At 63.8% G+C, this 25,675-nt stretch carries 30 protein-coding genes; 6 read left to right on the top strand and 24 right to left on the bottom strand.

All coding sequences use genetic code 11. The features are described from left to right. Positions 1-115: 115 nt before the first annotated feature. The 6 genes from IVB19_RS14885 to IVB19_RS14860 all read right to left on the bottom strand — a co-directional run bounded on the left by IVB19_RS14885 (position 116) and on the right by IVB19_RS14860 (position 5,102). Positions 116-628, bottom strand: coding sequence for a hypothetical protein (locus tag IVB19_RS14885; RefSeq protein WP_247297580.1), 513 nt, complete (start codon positions 626-628; stop codon positions 116-118). Between the two features lie 93 nt (positions 629-721). Further along, positions 722-1,168 carry a MaoC family dehydratase gene (locus tag IVB19_RS14880; protein WP_247297582.1) on the bottom strand — a complete coding sequence of 149 codons (447 nt, stop codon included), beginning with the start codon at positions 1,166-1,168 and terminating at the stop codon, positions 722-724. Positions 1,169-1,538: 370 nt separating this feature from the next. Next, positions 1,539-1,961, bottom strand: coding sequence for a hypothetical protein (locus tag IVB19_RS14875; protein WP_018459285.1), 423 nt, complete (start codon positions 1,959-1,961; stop codon positions 1,539-1,541). 12 nt (positions 1,962-1,973) lie between these two features. Next, on the bottom strand, positions 1,974-2,195 hold the full coding sequence (locus IVB19_RS14870; protein ID WP_247821555.1) for a hypothetical protein: 222 nt from the start codon (positions 2,193-2,195) through the stop codon (positions 1,974-1,976). 196 nt (positions 2,196-2,391) lie between these two features. Beyond that, on the bottom strand, positions 2,392-3,210 hold the full coding sequence (locus tag IVB19_RS14865) for a lytic murein transglycosylase (RefSeq protein ID WP_026233772.1): 819 nt from the start codon (positions 3,208-3,210) through the stop codon (positions 2,392-2,394). A gap of 38 nt (positions 3,211-3,248) precedes the next feature. Beyond that, positions 3,249-5,102: a flavin-containing monooxygenase gene (locus tag IVB19_RS14860; protein WP_018459287.1), complete on the bottom strand. Its 1,854-nt coding sequence runs from the start codon at positions 5,100-5,102 to the stop codon at positions 3,249-3,251. 178 nt (positions 5,103-5,280) lie between these two features. On the opposite strand from IVB19_RS14860, the gene IVB19_RS14855 reads away from it, so the two are divergent. Beyond that, the gene (locus tag IVB19_RS14855; protein WP_026233773.1) at positions 5,281-6,906 is read left to right on the top strand and encodes a long-chain fatty acid--CoA ligase; all 1,626 of its coding nucleotides are present in this window, start codon (positions 5,281-5,283) and stop codon (positions 6,904-6,906) included. A gap of 43 nt (positions 6,907-6,949) precedes the next feature. Next, the gene (locus tag IVB19_RS14850) at positions 6,950-8,161 is read left to right on the top strand and encodes an acyl-CoA dehydrogenase family protein (RefSeq protein WP_247821554.1); all 1,212 of its coding nucleotides are present in this window, start codon (positions 6,950-6,952) and stop codon (positions 8,159-8,161) included. Between the two features lie 211 nt (positions 8,162-8,372). On the opposite strand, the gene IVB19_RS14845 is transcribed toward IVB19_RS14850, so the two are convergent. Both IVB19_RS14845 and IVB19_RS14840 read right to left on the bottom strand, forming a co-directional pair. Next, the gene (locus IVB19_RS14845; protein ID WP_018459290.1) at positions 8,373-9,281 is read right to left on the bottom strand and encodes an amino acid ABC transporter substrate-binding protein; all 909 of its coding nucleotides are present in this window, start codon (positions 9,279-9,281) and stop codon (positions 8,373-8,375) included. A gap of 178 nt (positions 9,282-9,459) precedes the next feature. Continuing rightward, positions 9,460-9,879, bottom strand: coding sequence for a nuclear transport factor 2 family protein (locus IVB19_RS14840; protein WP_018459291.1), 420 nt, complete (start codon positions 9,877-9,879; stop codon positions 9,460-9,462). A gap of 142 nt (positions 9,880-10,021) precedes the next feature. On the opposite strand from IVB19_RS14840, the gene IVB19_RS14835 reads away from it, so the two are divergent. Together IVB19_RS14835 and IVB19_RS14830 are read left to right on the top strand one after the other, a co-directional pair. After that, the gene (locus IVB19_RS14835; RefSeq protein WP_018459292.1) at positions 10,022-11,263 is read left to right on the top strand and encodes an amidohydrolase family protein; all 1,242 of its coding nucleotides are present in this window, start codon (positions 10,022-10,024) and stop codon (positions 11,261-11,263) included. Between the two features lie 213 nt (positions 11,264-11,476). After that, positions 11,477-11,788 carry a hypothetical protein gene (locus IVB19_RS14830; RefSeq protein ID WP_018459293.1) on the top strand — a complete coding sequence of 104 codons (312 nt, stop codon included), beginning with the start codon at positions 11,477-11,479 and terminating at the stop codon, positions 11,786-11,788. 12 nt (positions 11,789-11,800) lie between these two features. Here IVB19_RS14830 and IVB19_RS14825 read toward each other — a convergent pair whose 3' ends face one another. The 7 genes from IVB19_RS14825 to IVB19_RS14795 are packed head-to-tail and all read right to left on the bottom strand — an operon-like array spanning position 11,801 to position 17,967. Then, the gene (locus IVB19_RS14825) at positions 11,801-12,724 is read right to left on the bottom strand and encodes an NAD(P)-dependent oxidoreductase (protein ID WP_018459294.1); all 924 of its coding nucleotides are present in this window, start codon (positions 12,722-12,724) and stop codon (positions 11,801-11,803) included. Further along, positions 12,724-13,593 carry an ABC transporter substrate-binding protein gene (locus IVB19_RS14820; protein ID WP_018459295.1) on the bottom strand — a complete coding sequence of 290 codons (870 nt, stop codon included), beginning with the start codon at positions 13,591-13,593 and terminating at the stop codon, positions 12,724-12,726. The genes IVB19_RS14825 and IVB19_RS14820 overlap by 1 nt, the downstream gene beginning before the upstream one ends. Before the next feature lie 21 nt (positions 13,594-13,614). Further along, on the bottom strand, positions 13,615-14,298 hold the full coding sequence (locus IVB19_RS14815; RefSeq protein ID WP_085352765.1) for a 4-carboxy-4-hydroxy-2-oxoadipate aldolase/oxaloacetate decarboxylase: 684 nt from the start codon (positions 14,296-14,298) through the stop codon (positions 13,615-13,617). Further along, the gene (locus IVB19_RS14810; RefSeq protein ID WP_018459297.1) at positions 14,295-15,008 is read right to left on the bottom strand and encodes a PIG-L deacetylase family protein; all 714 of its coding nucleotides are present in this window, start codon (positions 15,006-15,008) and stop codon (positions 14,295-14,297) included. Before IVB19_RS14810 ends, IVB19_RS14815 begins: the two co-directional genes overlap by 4 nt. A gap of 39 nt (positions 15,009-15,047) precedes the next feature. Further along, positions 15,048-16,349 carry a C4-dicarboxylate transporter DctA gene (locus IVB19_RS14805; RefSeq protein ID WP_085395880.1) on the bottom strand — a complete coding sequence of 434 codons (1,302 nt, stop codon included), beginning with the start codon at positions 16,347-16,349 and terminating at the stop codon, positions 15,048-15,050. Then, complete coding sequence (locus tag IVB19_RS14800; RefSeq protein WP_247821685.1) at positions 16,346-17,230, bottom strand: amidohydrolase family protein; 885 nt, start codon at positions 17,228-17,230, stop codon at positions 16,346-16,348. Before IVB19_RS14800 ends, IVB19_RS14805 begins: the two co-directional genes overlap by 4 nt. Before the next feature lie 29 nt (positions 17,231-17,259). Next, positions 17,260-17,967: a TetR/AcrR family transcriptional regulator gene (locus IVB19_RS14795; RefSeq protein WP_085385611.1), complete on the bottom strand. Its 708-nt coding sequence runs from the start codon at positions 17,965-17,967 to the stop codon at positions 17,260-17,262. A gap of 105 nt (positions 17,968-18,072) precedes the next feature. On the opposite strand from IVB19_RS14795, the gene IVB19_RS14790 reads away from it, so the two are divergent. Next, positions 18,073-19,050: a tripartite tricarboxylate transporter substrate binding protein gene (locus IVB19_RS14790; RefSeq protein ID WP_085353040.1), complete on the top strand. Its 978-nt coding sequence runs from the start codon at positions 18,073-18,075 to the stop codon at positions 19,048-19,050. A gap of 88 nt (positions 19,051-19,138) precedes the next feature. On the opposite strand, the gene IVB19_RS14785 is transcribed toward IVB19_RS14790, so the two are convergent. Then, complete coding sequence (locus tag IVB19_RS14785; RefSeq protein WP_018459302.1) at positions 19,139-20,287, bottom strand: mechanosensitive ion channel family protein; 1,149 nt, start codon at positions 20,285-20,287, stop codon at positions 19,139-19,141. Between the two features lie 125 nt (positions 20,288-20,412). Between IVB19_RS14785 and IVB19_RS14780 the strand changes: the two genes are divergently transcribed. Next, on the top strand, positions 20,413-21,663 hold the full coding sequence (locus tag IVB19_RS14780) for a DUF763 domain-containing protein (protein WP_247406501.1): 1,251 nt from the start codon (positions 20,413-20,415) through the stop codon (positions 21,661-21,663). A 38-nt stretch (positions 21,664-21,701) separates the two neighbouring features. Here IVB19_RS14780 and IVB19_RS14775 read toward each other — a convergent pair whose 3' ends face one another. The 8 genes from IVB19_RS14775 to IVB19_RS14740 all read right to left on the bottom strand — a co-directional run bounded on the left by IVB19_RS14775 (position 21,702) and on the right by IVB19_RS14740 (position 25,611). Continuing rightward, positions 21,702-21,944: a hypothetical protein gene (locus IVB19_RS14775; RefSeq protein WP_026233777.1), complete on the bottom strand. Its 243-nt coding sequence runs from the start codon at positions 21,942-21,944 to the stop codon at positions 21,702-21,704. Positions 21,945-21,978: 34 nt separating this feature from the next. Next, on the bottom strand, positions 21,979-22,242 hold the full coding sequence (locus IVB19_RS14770; RefSeq protein ID WP_247821553.1) for a hypothetical protein: 264 nt from the start codon (positions 22,240-22,242) through the stop codon (positions 21,979-21,981). Between the two features lie 15 nt (positions 22,243-22,257). Continuing rightward, positions 22,258-22,485, bottom strand: a complete 228-nt coding sequence (locus IVB19_RS14765) for a hypothetical protein (protein WP_018459306.1) — start codon at positions 22,483-22,485, stop codon at positions 22,258-22,260. A 3-nt stretch (positions 22,486-22,488) separates the two neighbouring features. After that, the gene (locus IVB19_RS14760; RefSeq protein WP_204510917.1) at positions 22,489-22,689 is read right to left on the bottom strand and encodes a hypothetical protein; all 201 of its coding nucleotides are present in this window, start codon (positions 22,687-22,689) and stop codon (positions 22,489-22,491) included. Positions 22,690-22,702: 13 nt separating this feature from the next. Then, positions 22,703-22,885, bottom strand: coding sequence for a hypothetical protein (locus IVB19_RS14755; protein ID WP_247406504.1), 183 nt, complete (start codon positions 22,883-22,885; stop codon positions 22,703-22,705). Positions 22,886-23,022: 137 nt separating this feature from the next. Next, a complete protein-coding gene (locus IVB19_RS14750; RefSeq protein ID WP_247406507.1) occupies positions 23,023-24,294 on the bottom strand; it encodes a cytochrome P450 in 1,272 nt (423 codons plus the stop codon). 110 nt (positions 24,295-24,404) lie between these two features. Continuing rightward, the gene (locus IVB19_RS14745; RefSeq protein ID WP_018459310.1) at positions 24,405-24,731 is read right to left on the bottom strand and encodes a hypothetical protein; all 327 of its coding nucleotides are present in this window, start codon (positions 24,729-24,731) and stop codon (positions 24,405-24,407) included. A 106-nt stretch (positions 24,732-24,837) separates the two neighbouring features. Then, on the bottom strand, positions 24,838-25,611 hold the full coding sequence (locus tag IVB19_RS14740) for a ferredoxin--NADP reductase (RefSeq protein ID WP_247821552.1): 774 nt from the start codon (positions 25,609-25,611) through the stop codon (positions 24,838-24,840). Positions 25,612-25,675: the final 64 nt, after the last annotated feature.

The following is a 25,675-nucleotide window of genomic DNA, read 5'->3' as shown; positions in this document are numbered from 1 at the left end:
CGAACAGCGCGCGGACTGTATGCGATGAGTCACGCGTGCGATGCGTCAGGCAGCGCGCGCACCGCAGAACCCTGTCGCCACCGATCCCGCCGGCCTCGCATTCGGCTCCGGCAATTTACTTGCGATTCTCCTCGCAGAATTTCAATGCCGCCAGCGCTTCACCGGCACGCGGCACCTGCATCTCGATGCTGTCGTCGTCATCGTCCTCGAAATCGAGCGAGAGACGCTTGGCCCTGGACAGCCGGTCCATCATGGACTGATCGTATTCGAAGATGCCGCGAACGGTGGTCTTGTCCATGACCTCCCACTTGGCCTTCTTCATGATATCGGCGTCATCGGTGCCGACATCGGCCCGGAGGATCTCGCCCACCTTGTCCCACTCCCAGCCGTCATAGATCATGACGATGACGATAGCTTTCTCGGAATAGGTGACGACGATGACGTAGTCCCGGTTCTCGTCTTCCTTGTCCTTGTAGCCGCGGCTCGCATTGCAATGCGCGTCCTGCGTACGCTTTTCGATGGTCCAGTCGCCGACCTTGGATTGTTGCGCCTGCACCGGTCTTGCGGTCAAAGCGACGGCACTCAAGGCGCCGGCCAGCAGCCCGGCGGCGAGAAGAGGTCGTTTCATGTCAGCCTCCAGCGTGTTCCCCGGACCGAGATGACCACCTCTGCCGGTGACCCGCAAGGGCTTCAGGCGGTTGCGTAGGGCGCCGACCCTGCCCTACTCCCGCCGGGGCACGATCGCGATCGGGGTGAAGGTGTAAACCTCCTCGCCGTTCTGGTTGAACATGGTCCATTTCACCAGTGCGATACCCTGCGGCTTCGACTTCGACGGCGTCAGGCTCATGACCTCCCCGACCAGATGCAGGCGGTCATCGGGCCGTACCGGGATGGTCCAGCGCAGCCCGTCGACGCCGGCGCCGATCAACGGATGCGGGCCGAACGGGCGGGTCTGGATCGCGAGGCTCATGGCAATCGCGGCGGTGTGCCATCCCGAGGCAGCGAGACCCCTGAACAGGGTCTGCTTGGCGGCTTCGTGGTCGAGATGCATCGGCTGCGGATCGAACTCGGCCGCGAACCGCTTGATGTCGGCCTCGGTGACGTGAACTTCGGGGGATTTGAACTGCATTCCAATGGTGAGATCGTCGAACCACTCGACCTGCGCCATGATTTCGCCTCGCAACGTGATGCGCCGCCTCGCGGCTAATGGGATTGAGCAAGAGCGGGATGTAGCGGCTCCGCAGCGCACAAACCAGCCCGGGGTTCCCCAAGAAACCCGTTTCCAGATGCGACGAAACACGCCTGAAACAGATGGTCGGTTATCTCGTTGTCAAAAGCATACAGGGACGGCCACCATGCAATTCTTCCTCAACCTGATCTGGGATTATTCCTGCTGTCAGCACCTCGTCTCCCTGCCGCCGCAGGAGGACGAGTTATGATCGAGCTGATCTCAGCCTTGCTCGCGCTTTGCAGCGTCGGCGTTTTTGCAGCGCACGCGGTGGATGCCTATCGCTCCACCCATTACTGATAGCCACGCCCTAGAACGGCCGGCGGTAGAAGTGCTCCGAATGCGTCGCTGGCGGAAACCTGTTGGCGAGCGCGAGAGCTCCCCTTTCGTCGGTTTCGAGCGCGATCTTCTGTGCGAGCATCACGTCGCCGGGAACGAGAAAGCCTGACGGGACGAAGCACCACCCCATCGTCGCATTTCCGGCCTCGTCGATCTCATGGACGTTGGCGGCGGTGCCATAATGGATGCGATAGGTCTTGCCGGTATCGCCGCCGACGACATCGAAATACCGGTGCTGCTCGAATTGGGCGCGCTGCGCCGGTGACAGCCATTCGGCCAGGAGCCGGCGACCGCGAGCATCCGGCGTGTTCTCGCCGAAGAAGCGCCGATAGAGTTCGCGGAGCGCATGCAGACGCGCACGCGCCGGCCCACGGAGCCAAACTGCCGCGATCATGAGCAGCTCAGATCAACCGCCAACCAGGCGGGGATAGAACAGCGTTTCCTGCGCGGTCGGGTGAAACGATCGGATCCGGGTGACTTCGCCAGGTCCGGTTCGCAGCGCGGCGGTGAAGCCCGCTCCGGTCAGCTCCCGAAAGCGCCGCTCGGCTCGCGCCAGCGCTTCGGCATTGCCAGGATCAAACTCGTGGCGCGTGTCGCCAGTCTGGTCCATCACGATCTGGGTTGCCATGTTGAGTCTCCTCATGCCCAGCCCTGTTCGATCAAAGCAAACCTCGTGCCGTCGGTTCCAGTTGGCAACAACTTTCTCTTGCCGGCGCATCACGCCTTGCTGAGCAGGAGCGTTCTCAAGCGAAGTGGATGCCGGTTCGCATAAAGCAAACGCGCCAAAACCAAGAAGCTTGAGCCCCTTCGAAACGCGGCTCTGGTCAGCGCGAGGCGGCCGTACCTCCGCCCTCGTCGATCTGCCGTCCCATCAGGGCGATCGCTTTCTGATAAACGCCGGCGGCATTCCAGGCTTCGATGGCAGCGAAATTCGGCTCGCCCGGCTGGTAACCCGCTCCTGCACGCCAGCCATGGGCCTTGAGGAAATTCGCCGTCGAGTTCAGCGCATTGGCGGCAACTTCGAGATTGCCGGTGCCGTAGGCCAGGATGTTCTTGGGCATGAACTGGGTCTGACCGACTTCGCCGTGCATCGAGCCGCGGGTTGCCCCCGACAGCGTGCCCCGATCGATCAGCTTCAGCGCCGCATAGAGCTGCTCAGTGAAGAATTCGGGACGGCGGCAGTCATAGGCGAGCGTCGCGATCGAAGAGAGCATGTTCTGGTTGCCGCGCTGGCTGCCGAACCCGGTCTCCATGCCCCAGATCGCGATCAGCGGCCCCGGCGGGACGCCATAGCGCTGCTGGATCGAGGTGAACAAGGCGGCTTGCGACTGCTTGAGCTGGCGACCCTTGGCAACGATGGTGGTGGCGCCGCGCTTGGCGAGGAACTGGTCGAGCGTCAGCGAGAAGCTGCGCTGGCCACGGTCGGCCGCGATGGTGGCACTGGCGTAATTGGTCTGCATCAGCGCCGAGAGCGCAGTCTGGCCGACGCCCTTGCCCTGCGCCTCCGCGCTGAACTCGCTCTTCCAGGCCTCGAAGCCGGCCGACGAACTGCCGCATTGCGCGGCGTGGGCGGCGGGCGCCAGGCAGCCGAGCAGCGTCATCGCCCCAAAAACCGCCGCAGCTACAGTTCTGCCCCTGATCATGTCCGACGTCCTCTCCCTGGGTGATCCAATGCCCGAGCTTACCCGGACGAAGGCGCCGACTCCATGGCGTGATCATACGACAGTTCCAGTCCATCCAAATTGCCCTCCTGGCGCCACTTGTCCAGCAGCCGCAGGAATGCCACCGGCCCGCGCCAATACTGGCTGTTTCTCGCCGCGATCGGATCGAACACGCCTTCATTGTTGTAATAGCCGGGCGTGCATTCGGCGAGATAGGTCTGGCGGCCGAGCGCAGCTTTGACCACCTCCTCGACCCAGGCGTTCTCGGCATCGAGCGTCGGCTCCAGCGTCCGGGCTTTGCGCTTGCGCGCCTCGGCTATCACATAGGCGATGTGCTGCGACTGCTCGTCGATGATGTGCGGGAAGTTGGCGCTCTGGCCGGCCTGCACCATGACGATCAGGAAGCAATTCGGGAAGCCGCGACTGTAGAAGCCGTGCAGCGTCTTGACGCCATCGCGCCAGCGCGCCGACAGGCTCACGCCGTCACGGCCGTAGACCTCAAAGCCCATGCGGCGGGCGTAGTCGGTGCCGACCTCGAAGCCGCTGGCATAGATCAGGCAGTCGAGCTCATAAGCCCTGCCGTCGACCACGACCGCGTTCTCGGTGATGCGCTCGACGCCCTGTCCCCTGGTGTCGACGAGATGCACGTTGGGACGATTGAAGGTGTCGAGATATTCGTCGTGGAAACACGGCCGTTTGCAGAATGCCTTGTACCAGGGTTTCAACGCCGAAGCCGTCGCCTCATCCTTGACGATCGCATCGACGCGCGCTCGGATCTCTTCCATCTTGCGATAATCGGCCTGCTCGATGACCTTGAGCGCCTCCTCGATCGAAGTCACCGGCTGCGGCTGGCGGCGCGGCGCCAGCAGGATCTCGCCGAGCAGGCCGGTCCAGCCGTCCTGCACCAGATCCTGTTCGAATGGCTCGCCCGAGATCACGGCGGTGAAATTGTCCATGCGTTCGCGCTGCCAGCCGGGCCTGAGCCCCTGCGCCCAGCTCTGATCCGTCGGGCGGTCGTCGCGCACGCCGATCGCCGACGGCGTACGCTGGAAGACGTAGAGCTCCTTGGCCGAGCGGCCGAGATGCGGCACACATTGCACGGCGGTGGCCCCGGTGCCGATGATACCGACGCGTTTGTCGCCAAGACCACTAAGATCACCTTCGGCCGTGCCGCCGGTGTAGGCGTAATCCCAGCGGCTGGTGTGGAAGCTGTGTCCCTTGAAGCTTTCGATACCGGGAATGCCCGGCAGCTTCGGACGGCTCAGCGGGCCGCCAGCAAGGATGACGAAGCGCGCGCGGATGCAATCACCGCGATCTGTCTCGACCAGCCAGCGTGCCTCCTGCTCCCGCCATTCCATGTGGGTGATGACGGTCTGAAACAGCGCGCGCTCATAGAGGCCGAAATGACGGCCGATGCGGCGCGAATGCTCGTAGATCTCGGGGGCTCGCGCATATTTGCGCACCGGCATGTAGCCAGTCTCTTCCAGCAACGGCAGGTAGATGTAGCTCTCGGTATCGCAGGCCGCACCGGGGTAGCGATTCCAGTACCAGGTGCCGCCGAAATCGGCGGCCTTTTCCACGACCCGGAAATCATCGATGCCAGCTTCGCGCAGTCGCGCGCCGCACAGAAGGCCGCCGAAGCCGCCGCCCACGATCAGCACCTCGGTCTGTTCGCTGACGGCCTCGCGGGCAAATCCGGAATTGGCCCAGGGATCGTCGAGATAGCGCCCGAACTCGCCGGTCACTTCGACATATTGCGCCTTGCCTTCGGCGCGCAGACGGCGATCGCGCTCGTCGCGATAGCGCGCTCGGAGTGCGGCAATGTCGATTGTAGATTCGCCGGCTGCGCCGGTCTTGTGTCTTTGCGCTGACATCCGTTTCCTCCCCCGGCGGACACTGCTTCGCCGGCAGCTCGCATCAGTTAGCCCTGAAAAAGTGACGCATGCAATCGCGTCTCTCGCTTTTTGCGTGAACGTCGCGTGGCGTTCCGCTAACCTCAAGCGCACATCACAAGCGTACGTCATGCAGCGACATGGCGGTCCGGAGGAGACGATGCAGGGATTGATGATGGATATGCCGCTCCTGATCAGCGGCCTGATCCAGTATGCCGCCGACTATCACGGCGAGGCTGAGGTCGTCGCTCGCGAGATCGAAGGCGACATCCATCGCTATACCTATGCCGACGCACATCCGCGCATCAAGCGCATGGCGTTGGCGCTCAAGAGGCTCGGCATGATGTCCGGTGACCGCGTCGGCACGCTGGCCTGGAATACGCACCGGCATTTCGAGATGTTCTACGCCGCGCCGGGCATGGGATATGTGCTGCACACCATCAACCCGCGGCTGTTTCCCGAACAACTCGTCTACATCGTCAATCATGCCGAGGACCGGCTGCTGTTCATCGACCGTGCCACGCTGCCGATCGTGGAGGCGATCGCGCCGCAGCTCACATCGATCGAAGCCTATGTCGTGATGTGCTCGCGCGAGCGGATGCCGCAGACCAAGCTTGCCAACGTGCATTGCTACGAGGAGCTGCTGGAGAACGAGAACGACGCCGGCTTCGCCTGGCCGGAGTTCGACGAAAAATCGGCGTCCACCATCTGCTACACCTCCGGCACGACGGGCAATCCGAAGGGCGTGATCTATTCGCACCGCGCCGCGATCCTGCAGACCATGGTCTCCTGCAATTTCGACTTCCTGCCCGGGCACCTGGAAGGCGTGCGCGAGGTGATGATGCCGATGGCGCCGCTGTTCCACGGTAACGGCTGGAACATGCCGTTCACCGCGCCCTATACCGGCTCGAAGCTGGTGCTGCCCGGTCGCAATTACGAGCCCGACAAGCTTTATGAACTGCTCGAAGGCGAGAAGGTGACGCTGTCGGCGGGCGTACCGAGCTTCTGGCTGATCCTGCTCGACTGGCTCGGGCGCACCGGCAACAGGTTCTCGACACTTCGTGCAACATTGTCGTCGGGCTCGGCGCCGCCGCGCGCTATGGTCGAGAAGCTCAAGCGCGAATATGACATCGACTACGTCCAGGCCTGGGGCATGACTGAAGCCTTGGGCTGCTCGATGCCGGGCTTGCGGCCAGGCTCCGAGCATCTCGACGACAAGGAGAAGTTCGAGCGCCGCCAGGTGTCCGGCCGCGCCTGTTTCGGCACCGCCTTGCGCATCGTCGACGACGGCGGCAACGAGCTGCCGCGTGACGGCAAGAGCGTCGGCCATCTGCGCGCGCGGGGACCGTGGGTTGCGTCCGGCTACATGAAACTCGACGAAGGCCTCGACCGCGACGGCTGGCTGATCACCGGCGACATGGCCGTAATCGACCCCCAGGGCCACGTCACGCTGACCGACCGCTCCAAGGACGTGATCAAGTCCGGCGGCGAATGGATCTCCTCGATCCAACTCGAGGACGTGGCCTTGTCTCACCCCGATGTGCTGCAAGCCGCCGTGGTCGCGATCAACCATGAGAAATGGCAGGAGCGGCCGCTGCTCCTCGTCGTCCGCAAAAAGGGCGCGACCGTCGACGGCAAGACGTTGCTCGACCACATGCGTCCGAAAATCGCGAGCTGGTGGATGCCTGACGCCGTCGAATTTCTGGACGAATTCCCGATGACCGGCACCGGCAAGGTGCTCAAATCGGCCCTGCGCGAGAAATTCAGAGAGTATCGCGTCGCTTGAGCCGACCGCGCATCGCCCCGCCCATCGATCGAGGAGGCCAAAGATGCTCTACCCGATGTCCCCCAAAGTCGTCGAGCTCAAGCGCAAGCTCGACAGTTTCATGGATCGGCACATCTATCCTAATGAGGAGCGCTTTTATCGCGAGGCGGAGGAGCTGGGTCCCTGGAAAGTCTATCCGGTCGTCGAGGAGCTGAAGCCGCTGGCGCGCGCCGAAGGCCTCTGGAATCTGTTCCTGCCGGACTCCGGCCACGGTGCCGGCCTGACCAATCTCGAATATGCCCCGCTCTGCGAGGTCATGGGCCGCTCGCATCTCGCACCCGAAGTCTTCAACTGTTCGGCGCCCGACACGGGCAACATGGAGGTGCTGGAGCGCTATGGCACGAAGGAGGACAAGGAGCGCTGGCTGAAGCCGCTGCTCGCAGGCGAAATCCGCTCCTGCTTCGCCATGACCGAGCCTGCCGTCGCCTCATCCGATGCGACCAACATCGAAAGCTCGATCGTTCGCGAGGGCGACCATTACGTCATCAACGGCCGCAAATGGTATACCACCAACGCGACCGACCCGCGCTGCAAGATCTGCATCTTCATGGGCAAGACCGATCCCGACAATGCGGACCGCCACAAGCAGCAATCCATGATCCTGGTGCCGATGGACACAGCGGGCGTCGAGGTCAAGCGTGCCCTGCCCGTGTTCGGCTTCTACGGCGTGCCCGACCGTGCCTCCGAGGTCGTCTTCACCAACGTGCGTGTCCCCACGGAGAACATGCTGCTGGGCGAAGGCCGCGGTTTCGAGATCGCGCAGGGCCGCCTCGGCCCCGGCCGCATCCACCATTGCATGCGGCTGATCGGGCTTTCCGAACGCACGCTGGAGAAGATGTGCCGGAGGGTGCGCAGCCGCGTCGCCTTTGGCAAGCCGGTTTCCGAGCAGACGGTGACGCAGGAGCGCATCGCAGAGGCCCGCATCATGATCGAGCAGGCCCGGCTGCTGACGCTCAACGCCGCATACGCGATGGACACCGTCGGCAACAAGGTGGCGACAGCGGAGATCGCGATGATCAAGGTCGCCGTGCCCAACATGGCCTGCCAGATCATCGACTGGGCGATCCAGGCCCATGGCGGCGGCGGCACGTCGAACGACTTTGGATTGACCCAGGCCTATGCGACCGCGCGTTTGCTGCGTCTCGCCGACGGCCCGGACGAAGTCCACAGGAACCAGATCGCGCGGTTCGAGCTGAAGAAATATTCGAACGCCTAGCGTCGCAAGCATTCCGCCCGTGCGGCTCGCTCTCTTTCCTTCTCCCCTTGCGGCAGAAGGTGGCGCGAAGCGCCGGATGAGGGGTCTGCTTCCGCGGAGACAAACCCCTCACCCCAGTGAGCTGCATCAACCAGCGGAGCTGCCCTCTCCCGCAAGGAGCGAGGGCAGGATGACACGCAGCCCGATTACAACAGCGCCGTGGCGCCCTCACTCAATTCACCACGTACACATCGGGATCGAAGCTTGAGCTCGGCTTCTTGAAGGCGTTGCGCAAGGCGCCCGACATCGGGACGTTGTAATTGAGGCCGTTCGGCGGCGTCGGCGATTCCAGCCACTTCTTGTAGAGGGCCTCGATCTCCGGGCTCGCGTACAGCTCTGCAGTCGCGCGGTCGGCGAGCGCCTTGAACGGCGCGTCCTCCCGCCGTAGCATGATCCCGTAAGGCTCCGGCTTCGAGAAGGTCTCCTCGCTAATCATGAAGAGCTGTGGTTCTTTCGAGCGCGCGATCGCGACCGCGAGCTGCACGTCGTCGAGCGCGTAGGCTTGGGCGCGATCGGTTTCCAGCAGCAGGAAAGCTTCGGCCTGGTCCTTGGCCGGCATCACATTGATGCCGAGATTGCGCTCGGTGTTAACCTTGGCGAGCTGCGTCAGGTTGACCGAGCCGGCCACCGCCGTCACCGCTTTGCCCTTGAGATCGTCGATGGTGTTGATCTTTGCGGCTTTCTTGGCCGCAGATCGCGTGGCGCTGAGGAAGTGCGTGTTGGTGAAGGCGACCTGCTTCTGGCGATCGGCATTGTTGGTGGTCGCCGAGCAATGCAGGTCGAGCGTCCCGTTGACCATCAGCGGAATCCGGTTCGACGATGTCACGGCGAGGGTGTCGACGGCGATGTCGGGTATACCGAGCTGCTTCTTCACGGCATCCACGATCCTGAGGCAGATATCCATGGCAAAGCCGACCGGCTTCTGGTTGCCGTCGAGATAACTGAACGGGACCGAGGCCTCCTGGTAGCCCAGCGTGATTTTCTTGGTCTCTTTGACCTTCTGAAGCGTACCCGACAGGTCTTCGGCGGAGGCGGCAGTTGCAAGGCATGTGAGGGCCAGGACAACGGTGGGTAAACGCATCGGGAACTCCTTGAGGAGGCTTGCGCCCCCATGCCGGGCGCAGCAATCGCGCCGTTGATAGCGCAGGCGCGCGGCAGCCGCCAGACGAGCTTGCACCTATCAGCTATCGCGGCTTGCGATAGGGTGGACCGGCCTTTTGTCCCCCTGGAGTCGGGGCGCTCAAGCGCCAGGATGGCGCTTACGCGTCGATGCCGCGCTGGACCAGGATCCGCTCGGCGCTGTCGTTCCAGACGTCCATCTTGGTGATCTGGCCATTCCGCACCACGAAGCGGTCGACATAGCGGTTGCCCTCGAACGCGGACCCATCCATCCATTCGCCGTAGAGCGTGCCGACGCTATAGACCACGGTCTCGCCGTCGCCGGGGCAGACGTCGAAACGGTCCATCTTCTTCTTGACCCAGCGGTAGCGCTTGGCGTTGAAAGCGGTCGGGCCGCGCGGATGATCGAACTCGCGCCCACCGGTAAAGGTGATCACCGTGCCCGGCGCCATATAGGCAGCCGCGGCGTCCGGATCGGGGATCATCGACGCCGTGAGATAGGCTTCCACGATCTCGGCGTCGGACGACGGGCCGGCTTCGGCTTTTGCGGCAGCGGACATGGCTCATTCTCCAGGGCTTGCGAATACTAGCGCCGCTCTCGGGGAATACGTGCATATATTTTGAACATTTCCGTCGCTACACTGCCGACAATCTGGAGCCGCCAAACGCGGCCGAATGCACTAAATTCCTTCCGCAAGAGCCATGACCGCCCAATCCGCCTTTGACCTCATCTTTCGCAACGCCTTGCTGCGTGGTGCCGCCGACCCGATGGACATCGGCGTCACGCGCGGCCGGATCACCGCCATCGAACCGACGCTCGCTTGCGAGGCCGCCGAAGTCGATGTCGGCGGACGCCTCGCCCTGCCCGGCTTCGTCGACAGCCACATCCATCTCGACAAGGCCTGCCTGCTCGGCCGCTGCGGGCATGATCACGGCAGCGTCTCCGAAGCGATCCGCGCCCTCTCCGAGATGAAGAAGGGTTTCTCGGTCGAGGACGTCTACGCGCGCGGCGCCCGGGTACTCGAACGTGCCATCGTCCACGGCACCACGCGCATGCGAACCCACGTCGAGATCGATCCCCGCATCGGATTGCGCGGCTTCGAGGCGGTGAAGGCGCTGAAGCGTGACTATGCCTGGGCGATCGACCTGTCGCTCTGTGTCTTTCCGCAGGAAGGCCTCACCAACGATCCCGGCAGCGAGGAGCTTCTGATCCAGGCGCTGCGCGATGGTGGGGAGGTGATCGGCGGCTGCCCCTACACGGACACCGACCCGAACGCCCATCTCGCACGCATCTTCGACCTCGCCGAGGCGTTCGACCTGGACGTCGATCTCCATCTCGATTTCGATCTCGATCCCTCCTGGTGGCACCTCGACGAGGTCTGCCGGCAGACCGAGCGGCGCAACTATGGGGGGCGCGTGGCAATCGGCCACGCCACGAAACTCTCCGCACTGCCACCGGAGCGGCTGAGGGCCGCCACCGCGCAGCTGGCCAAGGCTGGCGTTGCCGTCACCGTGCTGCCGGCAACCGATCTGTACCTGATGGGGCGGGAAGCGACCCACAACGCGCCACGCGGGCTGACGCTCGCCCACAAGCTCGCCGCCGACGGCGTGCTGTGCTCGATCGCGACCAACAACGTGCTCAATCCCTTCACGCCGTTCGGCGATGCCTCACTGCTGCGAATGGCGAATTTCTACGCCAACGTCGCGCATGCCTCGGTGAACGACTTCGATACCTGCCTTGATCTCGTGACCGAGCTGCCGGCGCGGCTGATGAACCTTGGGGATTACGGCATCAAGGTCGGAAACCCCGCCGATCTCATCGTGCTCGATACGCAAGACAGCCGCTTCGCCGTCGCCGAGCTGCCGGATGTCGTAATGGGCTTCAAGAGCGGCCGGCAGACTTTTGCGCGGCAACGGCCCACTGTGTTCCGCCCCGGCTCCTGAGCCGCTCTGGACGCATATCTGCATTGAAGCGGGGCGAATTGCCGCGTTATTTCCGTTAGATGTTACCGTCGATCGCTCTCATATTCCGAATCCGGTAGAATACCGGATAGTCGATCCGCGCTGATTGCCGATAGCTGAGCGTATTGCCAGTCCCGCGGTGCCGTTCAAAGCAGAACCTGCACTGAAGTCTGCATTCAACGGGGAAGCATCGACATGTTCAGCGCATTCAGCAGCATCGACCATCGCGCCATTCGAGCGAGAACGCCCGGCGATGCCGCTATAATACGGCTCGACGGCATCGGGCATGTCCTGTCAAACCTCGATCTGGCGAGCATCCGGACCCAAGATGACTTGACGCGCATGCTCCTGACGCTCGACACCGCCGACAAGTGCATTCGGGTGATCCGCGCGGAATACCGGACCCAAGTCGCGAACGATCGGCTGGCCCGGAAGTCCGAAGACCTGATGGCGTTGATCGAACACGTCCGCGACGAGCTCACGGGCTGTTGCACCGTAAAATCCTGAGCAAGAGCCGCCCTATTTCTCGCGATTGATCTTCGCCAGGATTCGGTCCGCCTCGGTGCGCCAGTCAGCGTTGCGGGCGAACTCCTTGGTACCCTTCGTTCCGAACAGGCCCTCGTCGGCGAGGTCCGCCACCCAGGCCTGCCGCTCGGCGGTGCCCTGCGCGGACCACGGCGTCAGCCCGGCTTCACGCACGGTCTCGGCGACCTCGCGTACTTCCTCGGCGCGGCGGCGGCCATGCTCGATCACACGCTGGAAGCAATAAGCACCCTGCTTCTCCCAATCGATCGTGGGAAAGGTTTCCGCCAGTGAAGCCAGCACCGCATCCTCGACGCCATGGGCGCGCGCGGTGGTGAAGCTTTCGATGACCATGGCCTCCAGCCCCTTGATCATGATGCTGCGACACATCTTCACCGCCGATGAAACACCGAGCTTGTCGCTCGCAACCCTGGCCGCAAAACCCATCGCGTTCAAAAGCGGCTCCAGCTCCCTGGCCCCGGGACCGCCGAGCAGCAGCGGCACCTTGATGCGATAAGGCGGCACCGACGTCATAACCGCGCCCTCGACATAACGTCCGGCGGCGCCATCAATCAGCGCGGCAGCGCGCTGCTTGGCGGCGGGAGACGCCGAATTGAAATCCAGGAACCAGGTGCCCTGATTGATCGCGGCCGCGCAGGCCTTTGCCACCGGCACGGCCTGGCTCGCGGTGACCGCGGAGATGATGAAATCGGACTTGGCGGTCAGCTCGGCGTGCGAGGCTGCGCGCCCCACACCGAATTTTTCAGCATGCTCGTGCAGCGAACCACCCTGCTCGCCCGCGAGCTTGATGTCAAAGGCTGTGACCTTGATGTCCTGCTGGCGCAAATCCTCGGCCAGAATCCTGCCGACCTCGCCATAACCGACCAGCCCGACCTGCCATCGCTTGGGATCGCCCGCCATCAGTTCAGTCCTCGCGTTGTTGCGTCGAACAGGTCCTCAACCGCATAGCGGCGCGGGATCAGCGCCTGCTGGAACGCGTAGTCGACGATCAACTCCAGCGACCTTCTGTTCGCTTCGATTCCGAACGGAACCAGGTCCGGCGTTGCCGCAGGCCCCGCCTGCGCCTTATTTTGCTTGAGGAGATCATAAATGCCCGAAACTACGTCAGGACGCGATTTCGCTAGCTGCTCGGTCACGACCACGAGATGGTTGACCGGCACGACGCCGCGGCGCGCGTACCATATGGCGGCTTCCGCGGCCGGATCGGGGAACAGCGGCCTCAGCTTGGGATCGTTCGAGGCCTCACCAAGGACGACGTCGAGCTCGCCGTCGAGCAGCATCTGAAGTATCTTCTTGTGCTTCGGCGCGCGCTCGGTGGTGTCGACATATTCGGCGACATGCGGGTCTTCGAACGTGACCCAGCGGATCTTGTCGAGGTTGACGCCGTAGTCGTTGGCGAGGATGCCCCTGATCCAGGCGCCGGTCGTAGTCGTGAACGAACGGATGCCGACGCGCTTGCCTTCGAGATCGGACGGCCCGAGGGTTCCCTGCGCAGGACTATAGAGCGCGTAGGAATGCTGGAAGCGGCCGAGCATTGTGGCAGGCAGCAGCACCAAGGGCTTGCCTTGCGCCTTTGCCATCAGATAGGTGACGATCGCCATCTCGCAGACGTCGAACGCTTGCTCGCGCACCATCGGTTTGAACGCAGTGTTGGTCGGCGTGTATTCGATGAAGTCGAGGTCGAAGCGGTTGGAGCGGAGCTCGCCGCTCTTCACCGCCTGGACATGGGGGTGACTGCCGAGCACGGCCTTCAGCTTGAGACGATCCATCGGCCCACTCCGCTGATTGTTTTAGACGTCCTCGGGATTGTCGACATAGACGAGCCCGGCCTTCGCCAAGGCCTCGCGCATGCTGTACATGTCGAGGCCCAGCTCGCCCGAAGCCAGCCGCTTGCGTTTGCCGCCTTCGTCCGCGTTGCGCTTCCTCGCCTTCTCGGCGACCTCGGCCGCGTAGCGCTTCGGCACCGCCACGACGCCGTCGTCATCGGCCACGATGATGTCGCCGGGATCGACGTTGACGCCGGCGCAGACCACGGGGACATTGACCGAGCCGAGCGTCGCCTTCACCGTGCCCTTGGCCGAGACCGCGCGCGACCACACCGGAAAGTTCATCTCGTGCAGTGCCCTGATGTCGCGGCAGCCGGCATCGATGATCAATCCCTGCACGCCGCGCGCCTGCAGCGAGGTTGCGAGCAGCTCGCCGAACATGCCGTCGGTGTTGTCGGTGGTGCAGCCCACGACGAGGATGTCGCCCTTCGTGCACTGCTCGACCGCGACATGAATCATCCAGTTGTCGCCGGGCTGCGCCAGCACGGTGACGGCGGGGCCGGCGATCGCCGCGCCGGCCCAGACCGGCCGCAGATACGGCTTCATCAGTCCGAGCCGATCATAGGCCTCGTGCACGGTCGAGACGCCGTACTCCGCCATCCCAGCGGGATCGGCACGCTTGATGTTGCGAACGACGACCGGCTTCATGCCAGCTCCTCCGCAACCGTCGGAAACAGCCGCTGATAGGCCTCGCCATAGGTCATGGACACGCCGGTGTTGCGGCTGCCCTGGATGCCGCGGTTGAGCGCGACGCGCTCGTAATATCCCCACAGGTGCTTCTGCGCGGCGAGGATCTGGAACGCCTCGTACTTCTCCTTCCAGACCTCGTCGATCTTGAGGAGCAGGTCCGGCTTGTAGTTGCATTGCTCCGGCTGGTGCGGCTCGAACAAAAACACCGGCGGGGCCGAATATTTGTACTGCGCGCCGGGCTTGTGGCCCATCGCCTGCGCGACCACGCGGGTTTCCTGCGCGAAATGCGCCGCGTTCGGATGGTCGAAATTATAGGGATCCTCCAGCGCGTGCGTCAGCACGAAGCGCGGATTGAGCTCGCGGTAGATGTCGACCATGCGGTCGAAATGGGCCTCGGCGAGCTTCAGCGGATAGTCGCCGCAATCGAAGAACTCGATCTCGGCGCCGAGCAGCTTGGCCGCCCGCTCCGCCTCGTCCTTGCGGCCGGCCTTGACCGATTCCAGCGTCGCACCCTTCTCCTTCCAGGCGAACTGGCTCTCGCCGCGCTCGCCGAAAGACAAGCAGACGATCTTCATGCGGTAGCCCTTCTTCGCATGCAGCGCGATGGCGCCGCCGGCGCGCCAGACGAAATCGCCCGGATGGGCCGTGATCACGAGACCTGTTTTCATGGGACAAACTCCCCTCTATCGTTCGTCAACGTCATCGGTTCATCGAGTCGCGACAGCGGATTCCTCGCCGTCGAGCACGCGCCTCAGGCGGTCGGCATCGAGTGCGCCTTCCCATTTGGCAATCGCGATCGTCGCGACCGCGTTCCCGATCAGATTGGTTGGCGTCAGCCCCTGCGACATCAGGCGGTGGATGCCGAGCACGAGCGCCACGCTCGTCACCGGAATGCTGCCGGTGGCGGACAACGTTGCCGCCAGCACGACGAAGGCGGCGCCCGCGATTCCCGCCGCGCCCTTGGAGGTCACGAGCAGGATCAGAAGCAGCTCGATCTGCTCGGCGAGCCCAAACGGCGTGTTGGTCGCCTGTGCCAGGAACACCGAGGCGGCGGCAAGGTAGAGGCAGGTGCCGTCGAGATTGAAGGAATAGCCGGTCGGGATCACCAGCCCAACGACGCTGCGCTCGCAGCCGGCCTGCTCCAGCTTGGTTAGCATCCGCGGCAGCACCGTCTCGGACGATGTCGTGGCGATGCAGATCAAGAGCTCTTCCCAGATGTAGCGGATCAGCTTGAGCAGCGAGAAGCCACACAGACGCGCGACCGGGCCGAGCGCCACGATGATGAAGATCACGCAGGTGAGATAAAAGCCGCCGAGGAGCTTGCCCAGCGAGGCCAGCGAGCCGACGCCGAACTTGCCGACCGTGAAGGCGATGGCGCCGAAGGCGCCGATCGGCGCAGCCCACATCACGAATCCGACGATGGTGAATACCATCTTGGCGGCGATGTCGATGAGATGGACCAGCGGCGCGGCGCGCTCGCCGAGCTGCACCAGCGCAAATCCGCACAGTATGGCGATGAAGAGCACCTGGAGGATGTTGCCCTCGGCAAAGGCGCCGATGAACGTCGCGGGCACGATGTTCATCAGGAACGGCACAAAGCCGATCACGCCCGTCTGCTTGACATAGGGCTCGATCGCGCTGGCATTGAGACTGGCGGGATCGATGTTCATGCCGACGCCGGGCTTGAGCAAGTTCACCGCAATGAGACCGATGATCAGCGCGATCGTGGTCATGATCTCGAAATAGACGATCGCCTTGACGGCGACGCGCCCGACACGGGCCATATCGGCCATATGCGCGATGCCATGGACGACCGTGCAGAAGATGATCGGCGCGATCAGCATCCGGATCGCCTTGATGAAGGCGTCGCCAAGCGGCTGCATCCTGGCGCCCCCCTCGGGATTGACGATCCCAAGCGCGATTCCGGCCGCCATGGCGATCAGCACCTGGATCCAGAGCTCCTTCCACCAGGCGCGGCCGCGCGGCTTGTCGATCGCGAGCGCCGTCATTGGCCGAACTCGAACAGCCGCGCTGGATTATCGACGAGGATCTTCTGCTGATACTCCGGCTCCGGCGCGAACAGCGGGATTAGGTCGACGAGATCGCCGTCGTTCGGCATCGCCTTGACATTGGGATGCGGCCAATCGGTGCCCCAGATGACGCGGTCGGGCGCCGTCTCGACAATTTTTCGCGCGAACGGCACGGCGTCGGTGAACGGCGGACCGGCCGATGACACCCGCTCCGAGCCGCAGATCTTGACCCAGCATTTCTCGTCGCGCTGCATCAGCTCGACCAGGATCTTGAACGGCAGCTGGTCGAGCCCTTCGGACGCCTTCACCCGTCCCATATGGTCGATGGTGTAGCTCAGCGGCAGCCTTATCAGCGTGTCGGCATGTTCAGGCAGGTCGATCGCATCGAAATGCAGATCAATATGCCAGCCGAGCGGTGCGACCAGCGCGACGATGCGGTCGAACACCTGCTTGTCCGGGACCCCGCCGAGATGGCGGACGAAATTGAAGCGGCAGCCGCGGAAGCCGCCCTCATGCAGCACGCGAAGCTCGCGCTCGGTGATGGTGTCGTCGATATTGGCAACCGCGCGATAGGCCCCGTTGCTCTGCGCGATGGCGTCAAGCACCACCGTGTTGTCGGTGCCATGCACACTCGCATTGACGATGACGGCACGTCCAACGCCGAGCTTGGCATGCAGCGCGCGGAAATCCTCGAGCGGCGCATCCGGCGGCGTGTAGGAACGCTCCGGCGCGTAAGGGTATTTCGCGCCGGGCCCGAAGATGTGGCAATGCGCATCGCAAGACAGGTTCGGCAGTCTGAACTTCGGCGTGCGCGTGTCCGGATCGGGCGGCGGAATGGTCGGCGTGTACATCATTGCCATCAGATAAACCGCCGAACCAGATCGTGTCTTCAAGTCTTGCTGCTGACGACCGGCCGTCGCCGTGCTGGCGCCTGATCCAGCGCCGGCGCCTGGAACGCGGCCACGGTGGCTTGCACCAATTGCTCGATGGCACTTGCGGCATCGCTGCCGTCGGCCTCGCCGCGCGACAGGCGCGAGACGCGATCCGGCGTCACCAGCGAATAATAGAGTGCGCCAAGCAGGAAGTGGCTGCGCCAGACGATATCGGTGCGCGGAACGTGCGGCAGGCTTTCGTGAACAGCATCGATGAAGGCGTGGCTGGTGTCGTCAAAAGTCTGTGCGATGATCTTTCGCGCGACTTCATTGCCCTCCGCGGACATCACCGCGCGCAGCCGCGTGAACCGCGCCCCGCCCCCGGCAAGATCACTGCCCGAGGTGAAGGCCGGCACGACATAGGCCCGCACCACCGCTTCGAGCCGGTCCTGGAGATCGCGCACGCGCTTGGCGGCCGCGAGCAGCTCGGAACGGCGCAAATTCATTGGCCCGCAATGGCGCCGGTAGATCTCCAGCAGCAGGCCGTCCTTGGTCTTGAAATGATAGGTGACGCTGCCGGGATTGGCGCCGGCGGCCTGTGCGATATCGCGCACCGACACGGCGTTGAAGCCGTTGGTGGCGAACAGCTCCTCGGCCGCGGCGAGGATCGCCTCGCGCATGTTCGGCTTGCGGGCCGTTTCCTTGCTGGCGGGGTTGCGGATCATGTGATTTGTACTATCGTACAAAAGATCAGGTCTCGTCAACAAAAACCATGGATGACACCCGGAAAGGCCGAGAGACCGCCGCTGGGTGCAAAGGAGTGCTGGGAAATGCTGGGTTTCAACAAGACCATCAGCGGTCTGATGGTGGGCGCCGGTCTGCTGCTCGCGGGGACCGCCGCACAGGCCGACAAATATCCGAGCAAGCCGGTCCACATCCTGGTGCCTTATGCGGCCGGCGGCGCCGTCGACGTGCTCGCGCGCACCTTGGCTCAGGCGCTGGCCGGGACTTGGGGCCAGCAGCCGGTGATCGACAATCGTCCCGGCGCCGGCGGAATCGTCGCGTCCCAAGCGCTGACGCAGGCCGCGCCCGACGGCTACACGCTGATCCTCGTCGCGAGCGGCCATCCACTCAACCAGTTCATCTATCCGAGGGTGCCCTATGACACGTTCAAGGATTTCACCGCGATCAGCGAAGTCGCCTCCTCCCCGCTCGCGATCGTCGTGGCCAAGGACAGCCCCTATAAGACGCTCAGTGATCTCCTCATCGCGGCGAAAAAGGAGCCGGATAAGCTCTCCTACGGCATGTCCGGCAACGGCACCTCGGCGCACCTCGCGGGTGAGCTGTTGAAATACATGTCCGGCACCAAGATCGTCGCGATCCCCTACAAGGGCGGCGCCCCCGCGCTGACCGCCGTGATCGCCGGCGACATTCCGCTCAGCATCAATCCACTTGCGGAAGCCATCAGCCAGATCGAAGGCGGCGCGGTGCGCGCGCTCGCGGTGACCTCGGCCGAACGCTCCAAGGCGCTGCCCAATGTTCCGACTGTCGCCGAGTCGGGCGTGCCGGGTTACGACGTCTCCGTCTGGTGGGGCGTTCTTGGTCCCGCAAAAATGCCGCCGGAGATCGTCACGAAGCTCGAAAGCGATCTGAAGGCGGCGCTGCAGGACCCAAACGTACTGTCGACGCTCGGCAAGATCGGCGCGGCCCCGGTCGGCTCATCGTCGAGGGATTTCGGCGCCTACATGCATGCCGAGGCGACCAAATGGGAGCCGGTGCTGAAGGCCGCCGACATCCGCGCGCAGTGAGGTGCTTCGCATGAGGACCAGCGCGCTGGACACGATCCAGCGCCAGGCAGGCTTGCGCGGCGCCACGAAGGCCGACGGCGCAAGTAGGTCAATTGCGTGCGCTCGCCCGCATCTTCTCCGGCGGCGCGGGACGCCGCACGAAATCGGCGTCATCGTCGCCTCCTCCCGACGGGATCAGGATCGCGCGCTCGCGCGGCAGCGCTTCCGGCATCTCGTCCCGGATGAAGGCGATGAGCTTCTCCCTCATCTCGCAGCGCAGGTCCCAGGACTGCGGCGCGTTCCTGGCGCTGACGAGGGCGCGGAGCTCGATGGTGCGAGCATCCGCGTCAACGACCTGGAGATTGACCACCTCGCCGTCCCAGAGCTTGGACTCCTTCACTGCTTCTTCCAGCCAGCGCCGGATCCGCGGCACGTCGGCACGATAATCGACATGAAACGCAATCACGCCGATCAGGGACGCAGTGTCGCGGGTCCAGTTCTGGAATGGCTTTTCGATGAAATAAGACAGCGGCACCACCATGCGGCGCCAGTCCCACAGCCGGATCACCACATAGGTCGCGGCGATGTCCTCGACCCAGCCCCACTCGTTCTCGATGATGACGGCATCCTCGATGCGGATCGGCTGGGTGATTGCGATCTGCATGCCCGCGATCAGATTGCTCAGCAGCGGCCGGGCGGCAAGACCAACGATGATACCGGCGGCACCGGCGGAGGCGAACAGGCTGACGCCGTATTGCCTGACCGAGTCGAATGTCATCAGCGCGGTCGACACCGTGATGATGACGATGATGATATCGGTGACGCGCTTGAAGACGCGGACCTGGGTGACGTGCTTGCGCGCGACAAAATTCTCGGTGACGTCGCGAAAGTTCTGGAGATACCGTGCCGCGCTCATATCCACGATCCGGATCGAGATCCAGCCGATCAGCGCAATGAAGGCGACGACGAACAGGCGCGTCAGCGGCGTGCGGAAGGCGTCGTCCAGCGGCGCGAGCGGCAGCACCAACGCTACGGCGGCAAGACTGAGGGCCAGCTGAGTTGGGCCCGCGGTGCGGGCGATGAACACGCTCACGAGCGGGAGGCGGGTTCCGAAGGCGCGGTTGAACAGCCAAACCGAGAGGCGATAGATCGACAGGGCGATCAGGATCGCGCCCAAGACTAGAGTGAGGCCGACGAACCACGACGGGATCCACCCGAACATCCTGTCGATGTCGGCCAAAAGGGTCTGCCAATCCATTAATGTCCCCGCATTGCATCCGCGCTTGCGTTCAACGCGTTGCAGCGTCGTTCGCTCCCCCGCTCGGTGCAATGCAGCATCCCTCTGGTGCAATCATCGCCGAACTGCGCTATTTGTGGTCAATCATGACTCGACGGACCGGCAGCGCCGATCTTCCCCTTCACACCGGCCGGGTTCCACCCTGGCTGGCGACCCGCATGTCGTCGCTCGGCGCGATCGTCACACAGGCGATCGTGCATCACTACGGACGCGATGCATTCCTCCAGCGGCTCTCGCACCCGTTCTGGTTCCAGTCGTTCGGCGCCGTCATGGGGATGGATTGGCACTCCTCCGGCATCACGACGTCGGTGATTGGCGCGCTGAAGCGCGGGCTGGGACCGCTCCAGGGCGAGCTCGGAATCTACGTCTGCGGCGGGCGTGGCCAGCACTCGCGCAAGACCCCGGACGAGCTGATGCAGCTCGGCGACCGAATCGGCTTCGACGGCGCAAAGCTCACGCGTGCGAGTCGCCTCGTGGCGAAGGTTGACAGCGCCGCGGTCCAGGACGGCTTTGACCTTTACCTGCACGGCTTCTTCGTCACCGCCGACGCCAAATGGACCGTGGTGCAGCAAGGCATGAACGGCGACAAGCGGCAGGCCCGCCGCTATCACTGGCATTCCGAGGCGCTGAAGAGTTTTGTCGACGCACCGCACAGCGCGATCGACGGGCCGCGGCAAGGCGAGATCGTCAACCTCACCGACCATCGCGCCGAGATCTCGCGCACCGCGCAGCTCGAGCTTCTGAGCGATCTCGGCCCGGATCGTATCCTTTCCGAATTCGAGCGGCTCACCGGAACTGCGCCCGCGCCCGCACAGGCGACGCTGCCGCACCTGATCATGCCCGGGCATCACGACGTGCGGCCGAAGGACGTGTTTGCGCGCCGCCTGCACGGCACACTCGCTGCTGCGGCCGAGCGCGGCCCGGTCGACTTTCCGGAGCTGCTGCTGACTCCCGGCGTTGGCGCTCGCACCGTTCGTTCGCTGGCGATGGTCGCCGAAGTCGTGCACGGCGCGCCCTACCGCTTCAACGATCCCGCGCGCTTCTCGCTTGCTCACGGCGGCAAGGACCGGCATCCCTACCCTGTTCCAATCAAGGTCTATGACGAAACCATTCGCGTGCTGAAGGGGGCGATTCAGAACGCAAAGCTCGGGCGCGAGGAAGAGATGCAAGCCATCAAGCGCCTCGACGACCAGGCGCGGCGACTGGAGCGCACCGCGCATGGGCCATCCGTCGAATCCTATATCGCCGGAGAGCGTGCGGCCTCGCCCGATCTCGATGGCCGTTCCGTGTTCGGCTGGGAGCGTGATCTCGGGCCGACAAAAAAGCAGACCGGCTGAAAGCCGGTCCGCGAGTTCAGCGGGAAGGAACGCCGCTCTCAGGTCTCGTCGGTGCCCGGCTCCTCGTCGAGCCGGTTGGCCGAGTGGTCCTGATATTGTTCGGTCTGGATCGCCTTGCCGTCCATGCCGCGAATGTCCGAGTGCTGCGCCTTGTCGCGGTTTGACAGCACCATGTTGTCGCCGATCTTCTCCTTGGGCACGTCCGTCATTGCGCCGCTGCCGTCGCCCTTGCCGTGCATGCCCGATCTGAAATGCGTCTTGCTGCCACGACCACCTGGCATCTTTTTCTCCTCTTGCTTTGATCGCGCGTGCAGCTCAATGCTTCTGCTGTGCCGGCGTCGGTTTCGGCGGCTTGTGTCCGCTTTGGCCGGAATCATTGTGCTTGTTGTGATCGCTTTCCTGGTTGAGGCCGCCTCGGCTCACCGGGAATTCACTCTGTCGCGCCTCAGGTCGCGCCCAGTGAACGGCCGTATTCTCCGGATTGTGGCCGAGGGCGCGCTCAAGCTCTCGCGCGTCTGGAACATCCGGCTTGCGCTCGAGGATGCGAACCTGTTGCTCGTGGGTCTTCTTGCCTTGCATGCTCGTCCTCCGGAGCTATCGGCCTCTTCGGTGCGTGCCACTGCGTGCGATGTCCTTGTCGATGCCGCCAGCGGCGTTCACGTCGTTCTCGACGTCGCCTTCGATCGTGTTCTCGCCCAAGGCGTCCTCGAGGTCCTCAGGCGAGATACCGGCCATCGTTGCGCCCTTCGATCCGCCGATCATGGGGTTATTTTGCATATCCTTTTCCGTCGGTGCGTAGAGTTTGGGTTGCTTGTTGGTCATGCCTCACCTGCCTCCGCCTTTTCCGGCCTCGTCATGCCTGTGGTGTGAATCGTGCTCGCCACCTCCGCCGGAGACGCGGCTGTGGTTGCGCTGCGGGTCGTCCGCCGCGGGCTTCTTCACTTCGAGCGGTGCCTTCGCATTCTCATGCGATGCGCCTGGTCCGCCCTGACGGATGCTGTTCGGTGTCTTGGTGGATGTCGACATGAGGGTCCGCTCCTCAGCGATCTTGCTGATAGCCTTGGTTGGTGGTGTTCTGCTTCATGTTGCCCTGCTGCCCTTGCTGGTCCGGATTTTGCGCACGCTGCTGGCCGCGCGGGGCAGTCGAGGACACTTGCTTGCTGTCGCCGGTTCCCTTCGGACTTTGATTCTCGGCGGGAACAGGTGGCTTCTTGCCGGTCATGATGCTGTCTCCTGTTGTTGATCTGCGACATCGACCGGAGGAACTCGTCGCGGCTTTCGATGTCGCAAAAACAACTAGAGCAACGGCATGCCGTTCCTACCGACGAGTGCAGAGAAATTTTCCGCAAGGTGTAAGTCTCAGCAGGCCACTGGCTGGGAACGAACCAACATCGATCCAGCTGATGCTGTCGCCTGTGCTGCGTGGCCGTCGGGCACGACAGGGAGGTTCGCGATCGCTCGCATGCCCGGTCGCTTGCGCCAGTGGATCTGAGACACGTCCACAGCAAAGCCAAGCCGCGGCCATCGCACAAACAACGCTTCCAGGGCACACGCTGCCTCGATGCGCGCGAGTTGATGGCCGAGGCAGAAATGGATGCCCGTTCCGAAGGACATGTGACGGTTCGGCTTGCGCGCGGGATCGAGGCTCTCGGGGCGCTCATGCATCGCCGGGTCCATGTTCGCGGCGGCGAGCATCACCATGACGCGATCGCCCTTCTTGAGACGCACGCCCGCGAGCTCGATATCCCGCCTCACATAGCGGGGCTTGGAGAACTGCACCGGCGACACGAAGCGCAGGAATTCCTCCACCGCAAGCCCGACGCGGCTCCAGTCCTGTGCCAGCCAGTCGCGGACGCCGGGATTTCTGAGGAGCTCGTAGACAGAAGCGCTGATGAGATGCGTGGTGGTCTCGGAGCCCGCCGCGAGCAGTAGGAACACCATCGACACCATTTCGTCCGGCGTGATCTGGCCGCCCTCGCGCTCGACCTGAACCAGCTCCGCGATCAGGCCTTCGCCGCCCCGCACGCGGGCAATCTGCAGCTGCCGTTCGAGGTAGGCTCGCATCTTGCGGAACGCGAACAGCATGCGGAAGAAGCTGGCGACGTTCGTAAGTGAGGACATCGTATTGGCCCAGGCGATGAAGCGGGGGCGATCGGCCAACGGCAATCCGAGCAGCTCGGAGATCACCGCGAGCGGCAGGATGCGCGCATAGCGCTGGACGAGATCGGCCGGGCTTCCTGCCAGGAACAGCTCGTCGGCGAGCCCGTCCGCGATGGCGCGGATGCGCGGCTCCATCGCGACGATCGCGCGGCGGCGGAAGGCCTCGTCAACAATGCTGCGCAGCCTTGTGTGGTCAGGCTCGTCCATTGTCAGCATGTTGTTGGCGATGGTTCTGACGTAGTTCGGCATCCACCAGCGTAAACCCGCGACGTCCCCATCCTCCTTGCGCAGCGTGAAATCGGTGCCGTCCTTCAGGACCTGCGCGGTGGCCTCATGGGTCGTGGTGATCCAAACATCGCCGACGAGAGGAAATCGCGCCGCGACCACAGGACCGGACATGCGCAACGTTGCGATCGCCTTGGGCAGATCGCGAAAGAAGGCCTCGCTGGTGAAATCGAGGCGCGGTGCCATGTGATCACCGAAGCGGTTGACGGGGTCTCACCAAGACGGTGCACGACGCCGCCCGCGCAAGGGAACCCGGAACCTCCGCTTCGGCTTCGGTGCAGGCGTGAGAGTCGAGTCTACCCCCGCCCCGGCGAACGCGGGCCGATCTTGCGCTGCTGCTGGTTGGTGTAGGCGTCCCAATTGCTCCAGCTGCCGTTGCTGAGGCTTCGCAGGTCGGTGGTGAGCGGACGGCGCGTGCGCTTGTCGTGATCGGCGATCACGCGCTCGGATTGCACGATCTTGCGCTTGAGTTCCCCGAGCGCCTTCTGGGTCTGGCCGTTCCGCTTCGAAGACGCGATCTCGCCCATCGTGAAGCGCGCGGTTTCGAGCGCCTTCAACTCGGCGCGGTTCTTCTTCAACTGAACCCGGTGCCAGGCGATATTGCTGTCGCTGTCCGCAACCATGTGGGAACTCCGCTGATTCGTTCCCACAGTGTATCGCGTGCCGAATCGACGCCGCAACGGGCGCGCGGCGGCGAAAATACGGTCTTCTTGCGCGGGGGTTCCGGGCTCAGCGCTCGGCGAAGGCCTTTTCGACCACGAATTGGGCCGGCTCGCCTTGATTGCCCTCGACAAGACCCCGCTCGCCGAGGAGCACGCGGGTATCCGCCACCAGCGCCGGGCTGCCGCAGATCATGACGCGATCGTGGGCCGCTTCCAGTGCCGGCAGGCCGATGTCGGAAAACAGCTTGCCCGACGTGATGAGATCGGTGATGCGCCCGCGATTGCGGAAGGGATCGCGCGTCACGGTCGGATAGTAGATCAGCTGGTTGCGGATGTACTCGCCGATCAGCTCGTCCTTGGGCAGCATCTCGGTGATCATCTCGCCATAGGCGAGCTCCTTCACGTGTCGGCAACCGTGCAGCAGCACGACCTTCTCGAACCGCTCGTAGGTTTCGGGGTCCTTGATCACGCTCAGGAACGGCGCAAGACCCGTACCGGTGCCGATGAGGTAGAGGTTGCGGCCGTCCTCCAGATTGTCGATCACCAGCGTGCCGGTGGCCTTGCGGCTGACGATGATCTCGTCGCCTTCCTTTAGATGCTGGAGCCGTGAGGTGAGCGGGCCGTCCGCGACCTTGATCGAGAAGAACTCCAGCGTGTCCTCGTAATTGGCGCTGGCGACGCTGTAGGCCCGCAGCAGCGGCTTCTCGCCGACCTTGAGCCCGATCATGGTGAATTCGCCGTTGCGGAAGCGGAAGGTCGGGCTGCGGGTGGTCTTGAAGGAGAACAGCGTGTCGGTCCAGTGGTGGACGCTCAAAACGGCTTCCTGATTGAAATTGCTCATCTCACCCTTCCGTGGCGCGTCGTGGCGGTTTTCAAGGCGGCAGCTATGCGTCGTTTGTATACGA

The sequence above is a fragment of the Bradyrhizobium sp. 187 genome, assembly GCF_023101005.1.
GTDB lineage: Bacteria > Pseudomonadota > Alphaproteobacteria > Rhizobiales > Xanthobacteraceae > Bradyrhizobium > Bradyrhizobium canariense_D.
The sequence above is the reverse complement of the archived record's forward strand: the minus strand, read 5'-3'. Positions and strand labels throughout refer to the sequence as shown.

Bases quoted from the DNA above. Each gene is read 5' to 3' on its own strand.
- IVB19_RS14885 (WP_247297580.1), bottom strand. From the start codon at position 628: ATGAAACGACCTCTTCTCGCCGCCGGGCTGCTGGCCGGCGCCTTGAGT.
- IVB19_RS14880 (WP_247297582.1), bottom strand. From the start codon at position 1,168: ATGGCGCAGGTCGAGTGGTTCGACGATCTCACCATTGGAATGCAGTTC.
- IVB19_RS14875 (WP_018459285.1), bottom strand. From the start codon at position 1,961: ATGATCGCGGCAGTTTGGCTCCGTGGGCCGGCGCGTGCGCGTCTGCAT.
- IVB19_RS14870 (WP_247821555.1), bottom strand. From the start codon at position 2,195: ATGGCAACCCAGATCGTGATGGACCAGACTGGCGACACGCGCCACGAG.
- IVB19_RS14865 (WP_026233772.1), bottom strand. From the start codon at position 3,210: ATGATCAGGGGCAGAACTGTAGCTGCGGCGGTTTTTGGGGCGATGACG.
- IVB19_RS14860 (WP_018459287.1), bottom strand. From the start codon at position 5,102: ATGTCAGCGCAAAGACACAAGACCGGCGCAGCCGGCGAATCTACAATC.
- IVB19_RS14855 (WP_026233773.1), top strand. From the start codon at position 5,281: ATGCAGGGATTGATGATGGATATGCCGCTCCTGATCAGCGGCCTGATC.
- IVB19_RS14850 (WP_247821554.1), top strand. From the start codon at position 6,950: ATGCTCTACCCGATGTCCCCCAAAGTCGTCGAGCTCAAGCGCAAGCTC.
- IVB19_RS14845 (WP_018459290.1), bottom strand. From the start codon at position 9,281: ATGCGTTTACCCACCGTTGTCCTGGCCCTCACATGCCTTGCAACTGCC.
- IVB19_RS14840 (WP_018459291.1), bottom strand. From the start codon at position 9,879: ATGTCCGCTGCCGCAAAAGCCGAAGCCGGCCCGTCGTCCGACGCCGAG.
- IVB19_RS14835 (WP_018459292.1), top strand. From the start codon at position 10,022: ATGACCGCCCAATCCGCCTTTGACCTCATCTTTCGCAACGCCTTGCTG.
- IVB19_RS14830 (WP_018459293.1), top strand. From the start codon at position 11,477: ATGTTCAGCGCATTCAGCAGCATCGACCATCGCGCCATTCGAGCGAGA.
- IVB19_RS14825 (WP_018459294.1), bottom strand. From the start codon at position 12,724: ATGGCGGGCGATCCCAAGCGATGGCAGGTCGGGCTGGTCGGTTATGGC.
- IVB19_RS14820 (WP_018459295.1), bottom strand. From the start codon at position 13,593: ATGGATCGTCTCAAGCTGAAGGCCGTGCTCGGCAGTCACCCCCATGTC.
- IVB19_RS14815 (WP_085352765.1), bottom strand. From the start codon at position 14,298: ATGAAGCCGGTCGTCGTTCGCAACATCAAGCGTGCCGATCCCGCTGGG.
- IVB19_RS14810 (WP_018459297.1), bottom strand. From the start codon at position 15,008: ATGAAAACAGGTCTCGTGATCACGGCCCATCCGGGCGATTTCGTCTGG.
- IVB19_RS14805 (WP_085395880.1), bottom strand. From the start codon at position 16,349: ATGACGGCGCTCGCGATCGACAAGCCGCGCGGCCGCGCCTGGTGGAAG.
- IVB19_RS14800 (WP_247821685.1), bottom strand. From the start codon at position 17,230: ATGGCAATGATGTACACGCCGACCATTCCGCCGCCCGATCCGGACACG.
- IVB19_RS14795 (WP_085385611.1), bottom strand. From the start codon at position 17,967: ATGATCCGCAACCCCGCCAGCAAGGAAACGGCCCGCAAGCCGAACATG.
- IVB19_RS14790 (WP_085353040.1), top strand. From the start codon at position 18,073: ATGCTGGGTTTCAACAAGACCATCAGCGGTCTGATGGTGGGCGCCGGT.
- IVB19_RS14785 (WP_018459302.1), bottom strand. From the start codon at position 20,287: ATGGATTGGCAGACCCTTTTGGCCGACATCGACAGGATGTTCGGGTGG.
- IVB19_RS14780 (WP_247406501.1), top strand. From the start codon at position 20,413: ATGACTCGACGGACCGGCAGCGCCGATCTTCCCCTTCACACCGGCCGG.
- IVB19_RS14775 (WP_026233777.1), bottom strand. From the start codon at position 21,944: ATGCCAGGTGGTCGTGGCAGCAAGACGCATTTCAGATCGGGCATGCAC.
- IVB19_RS14770 (WP_247821553.1), bottom strand. From the start codon at position 22,242: ATGCAAGGCAAGAAGACCCACGAGCAACAGGTTCGCATCCTCGAGCGC.
- IVB19_RS14765 (WP_018459306.1), bottom strand. From the start codon at position 22,485: ATGACCAACAAGCAACCCAAACTCTACGCACCGACGGAAAAGGATATG.
- IVB19_RS14760 (WP_204510917.1), bottom strand. From the start codon at position 22,689: ATGTCGACATCCACCAAGACACCGAACAGCATCCGTCAGGGCGGACCA.
- IVB19_RS14755 (WP_247406504.1), bottom strand. From the start codon at position 22,885: ATGACCGGCAAGAAGCCACCTGTTCCCGCCGAGAATCAAAGTCCGAAG.
- IVB19_RS14750 (WP_247406507.1), bottom strand. From the start codon at position 24,294: ATGGCACCGCGCCTCGATTTCACCAGCGAGGCCTTCTTTCGCGATCTG.
- IVB19_RS14745 (WP_018459310.1), bottom strand. From the start codon at position 24,731: ATGGTTGCGGACAGCGACAGCAATATCGCCTGGCACCGGGTTCAGTTG.
- IVB19_RS14740 (WP_247821552.1), bottom strand. From the start codon at position 25,611: ATGAGCAATTTCAATCAGGAAGCCGTTTTGAGCGTCCACCACTGGACC.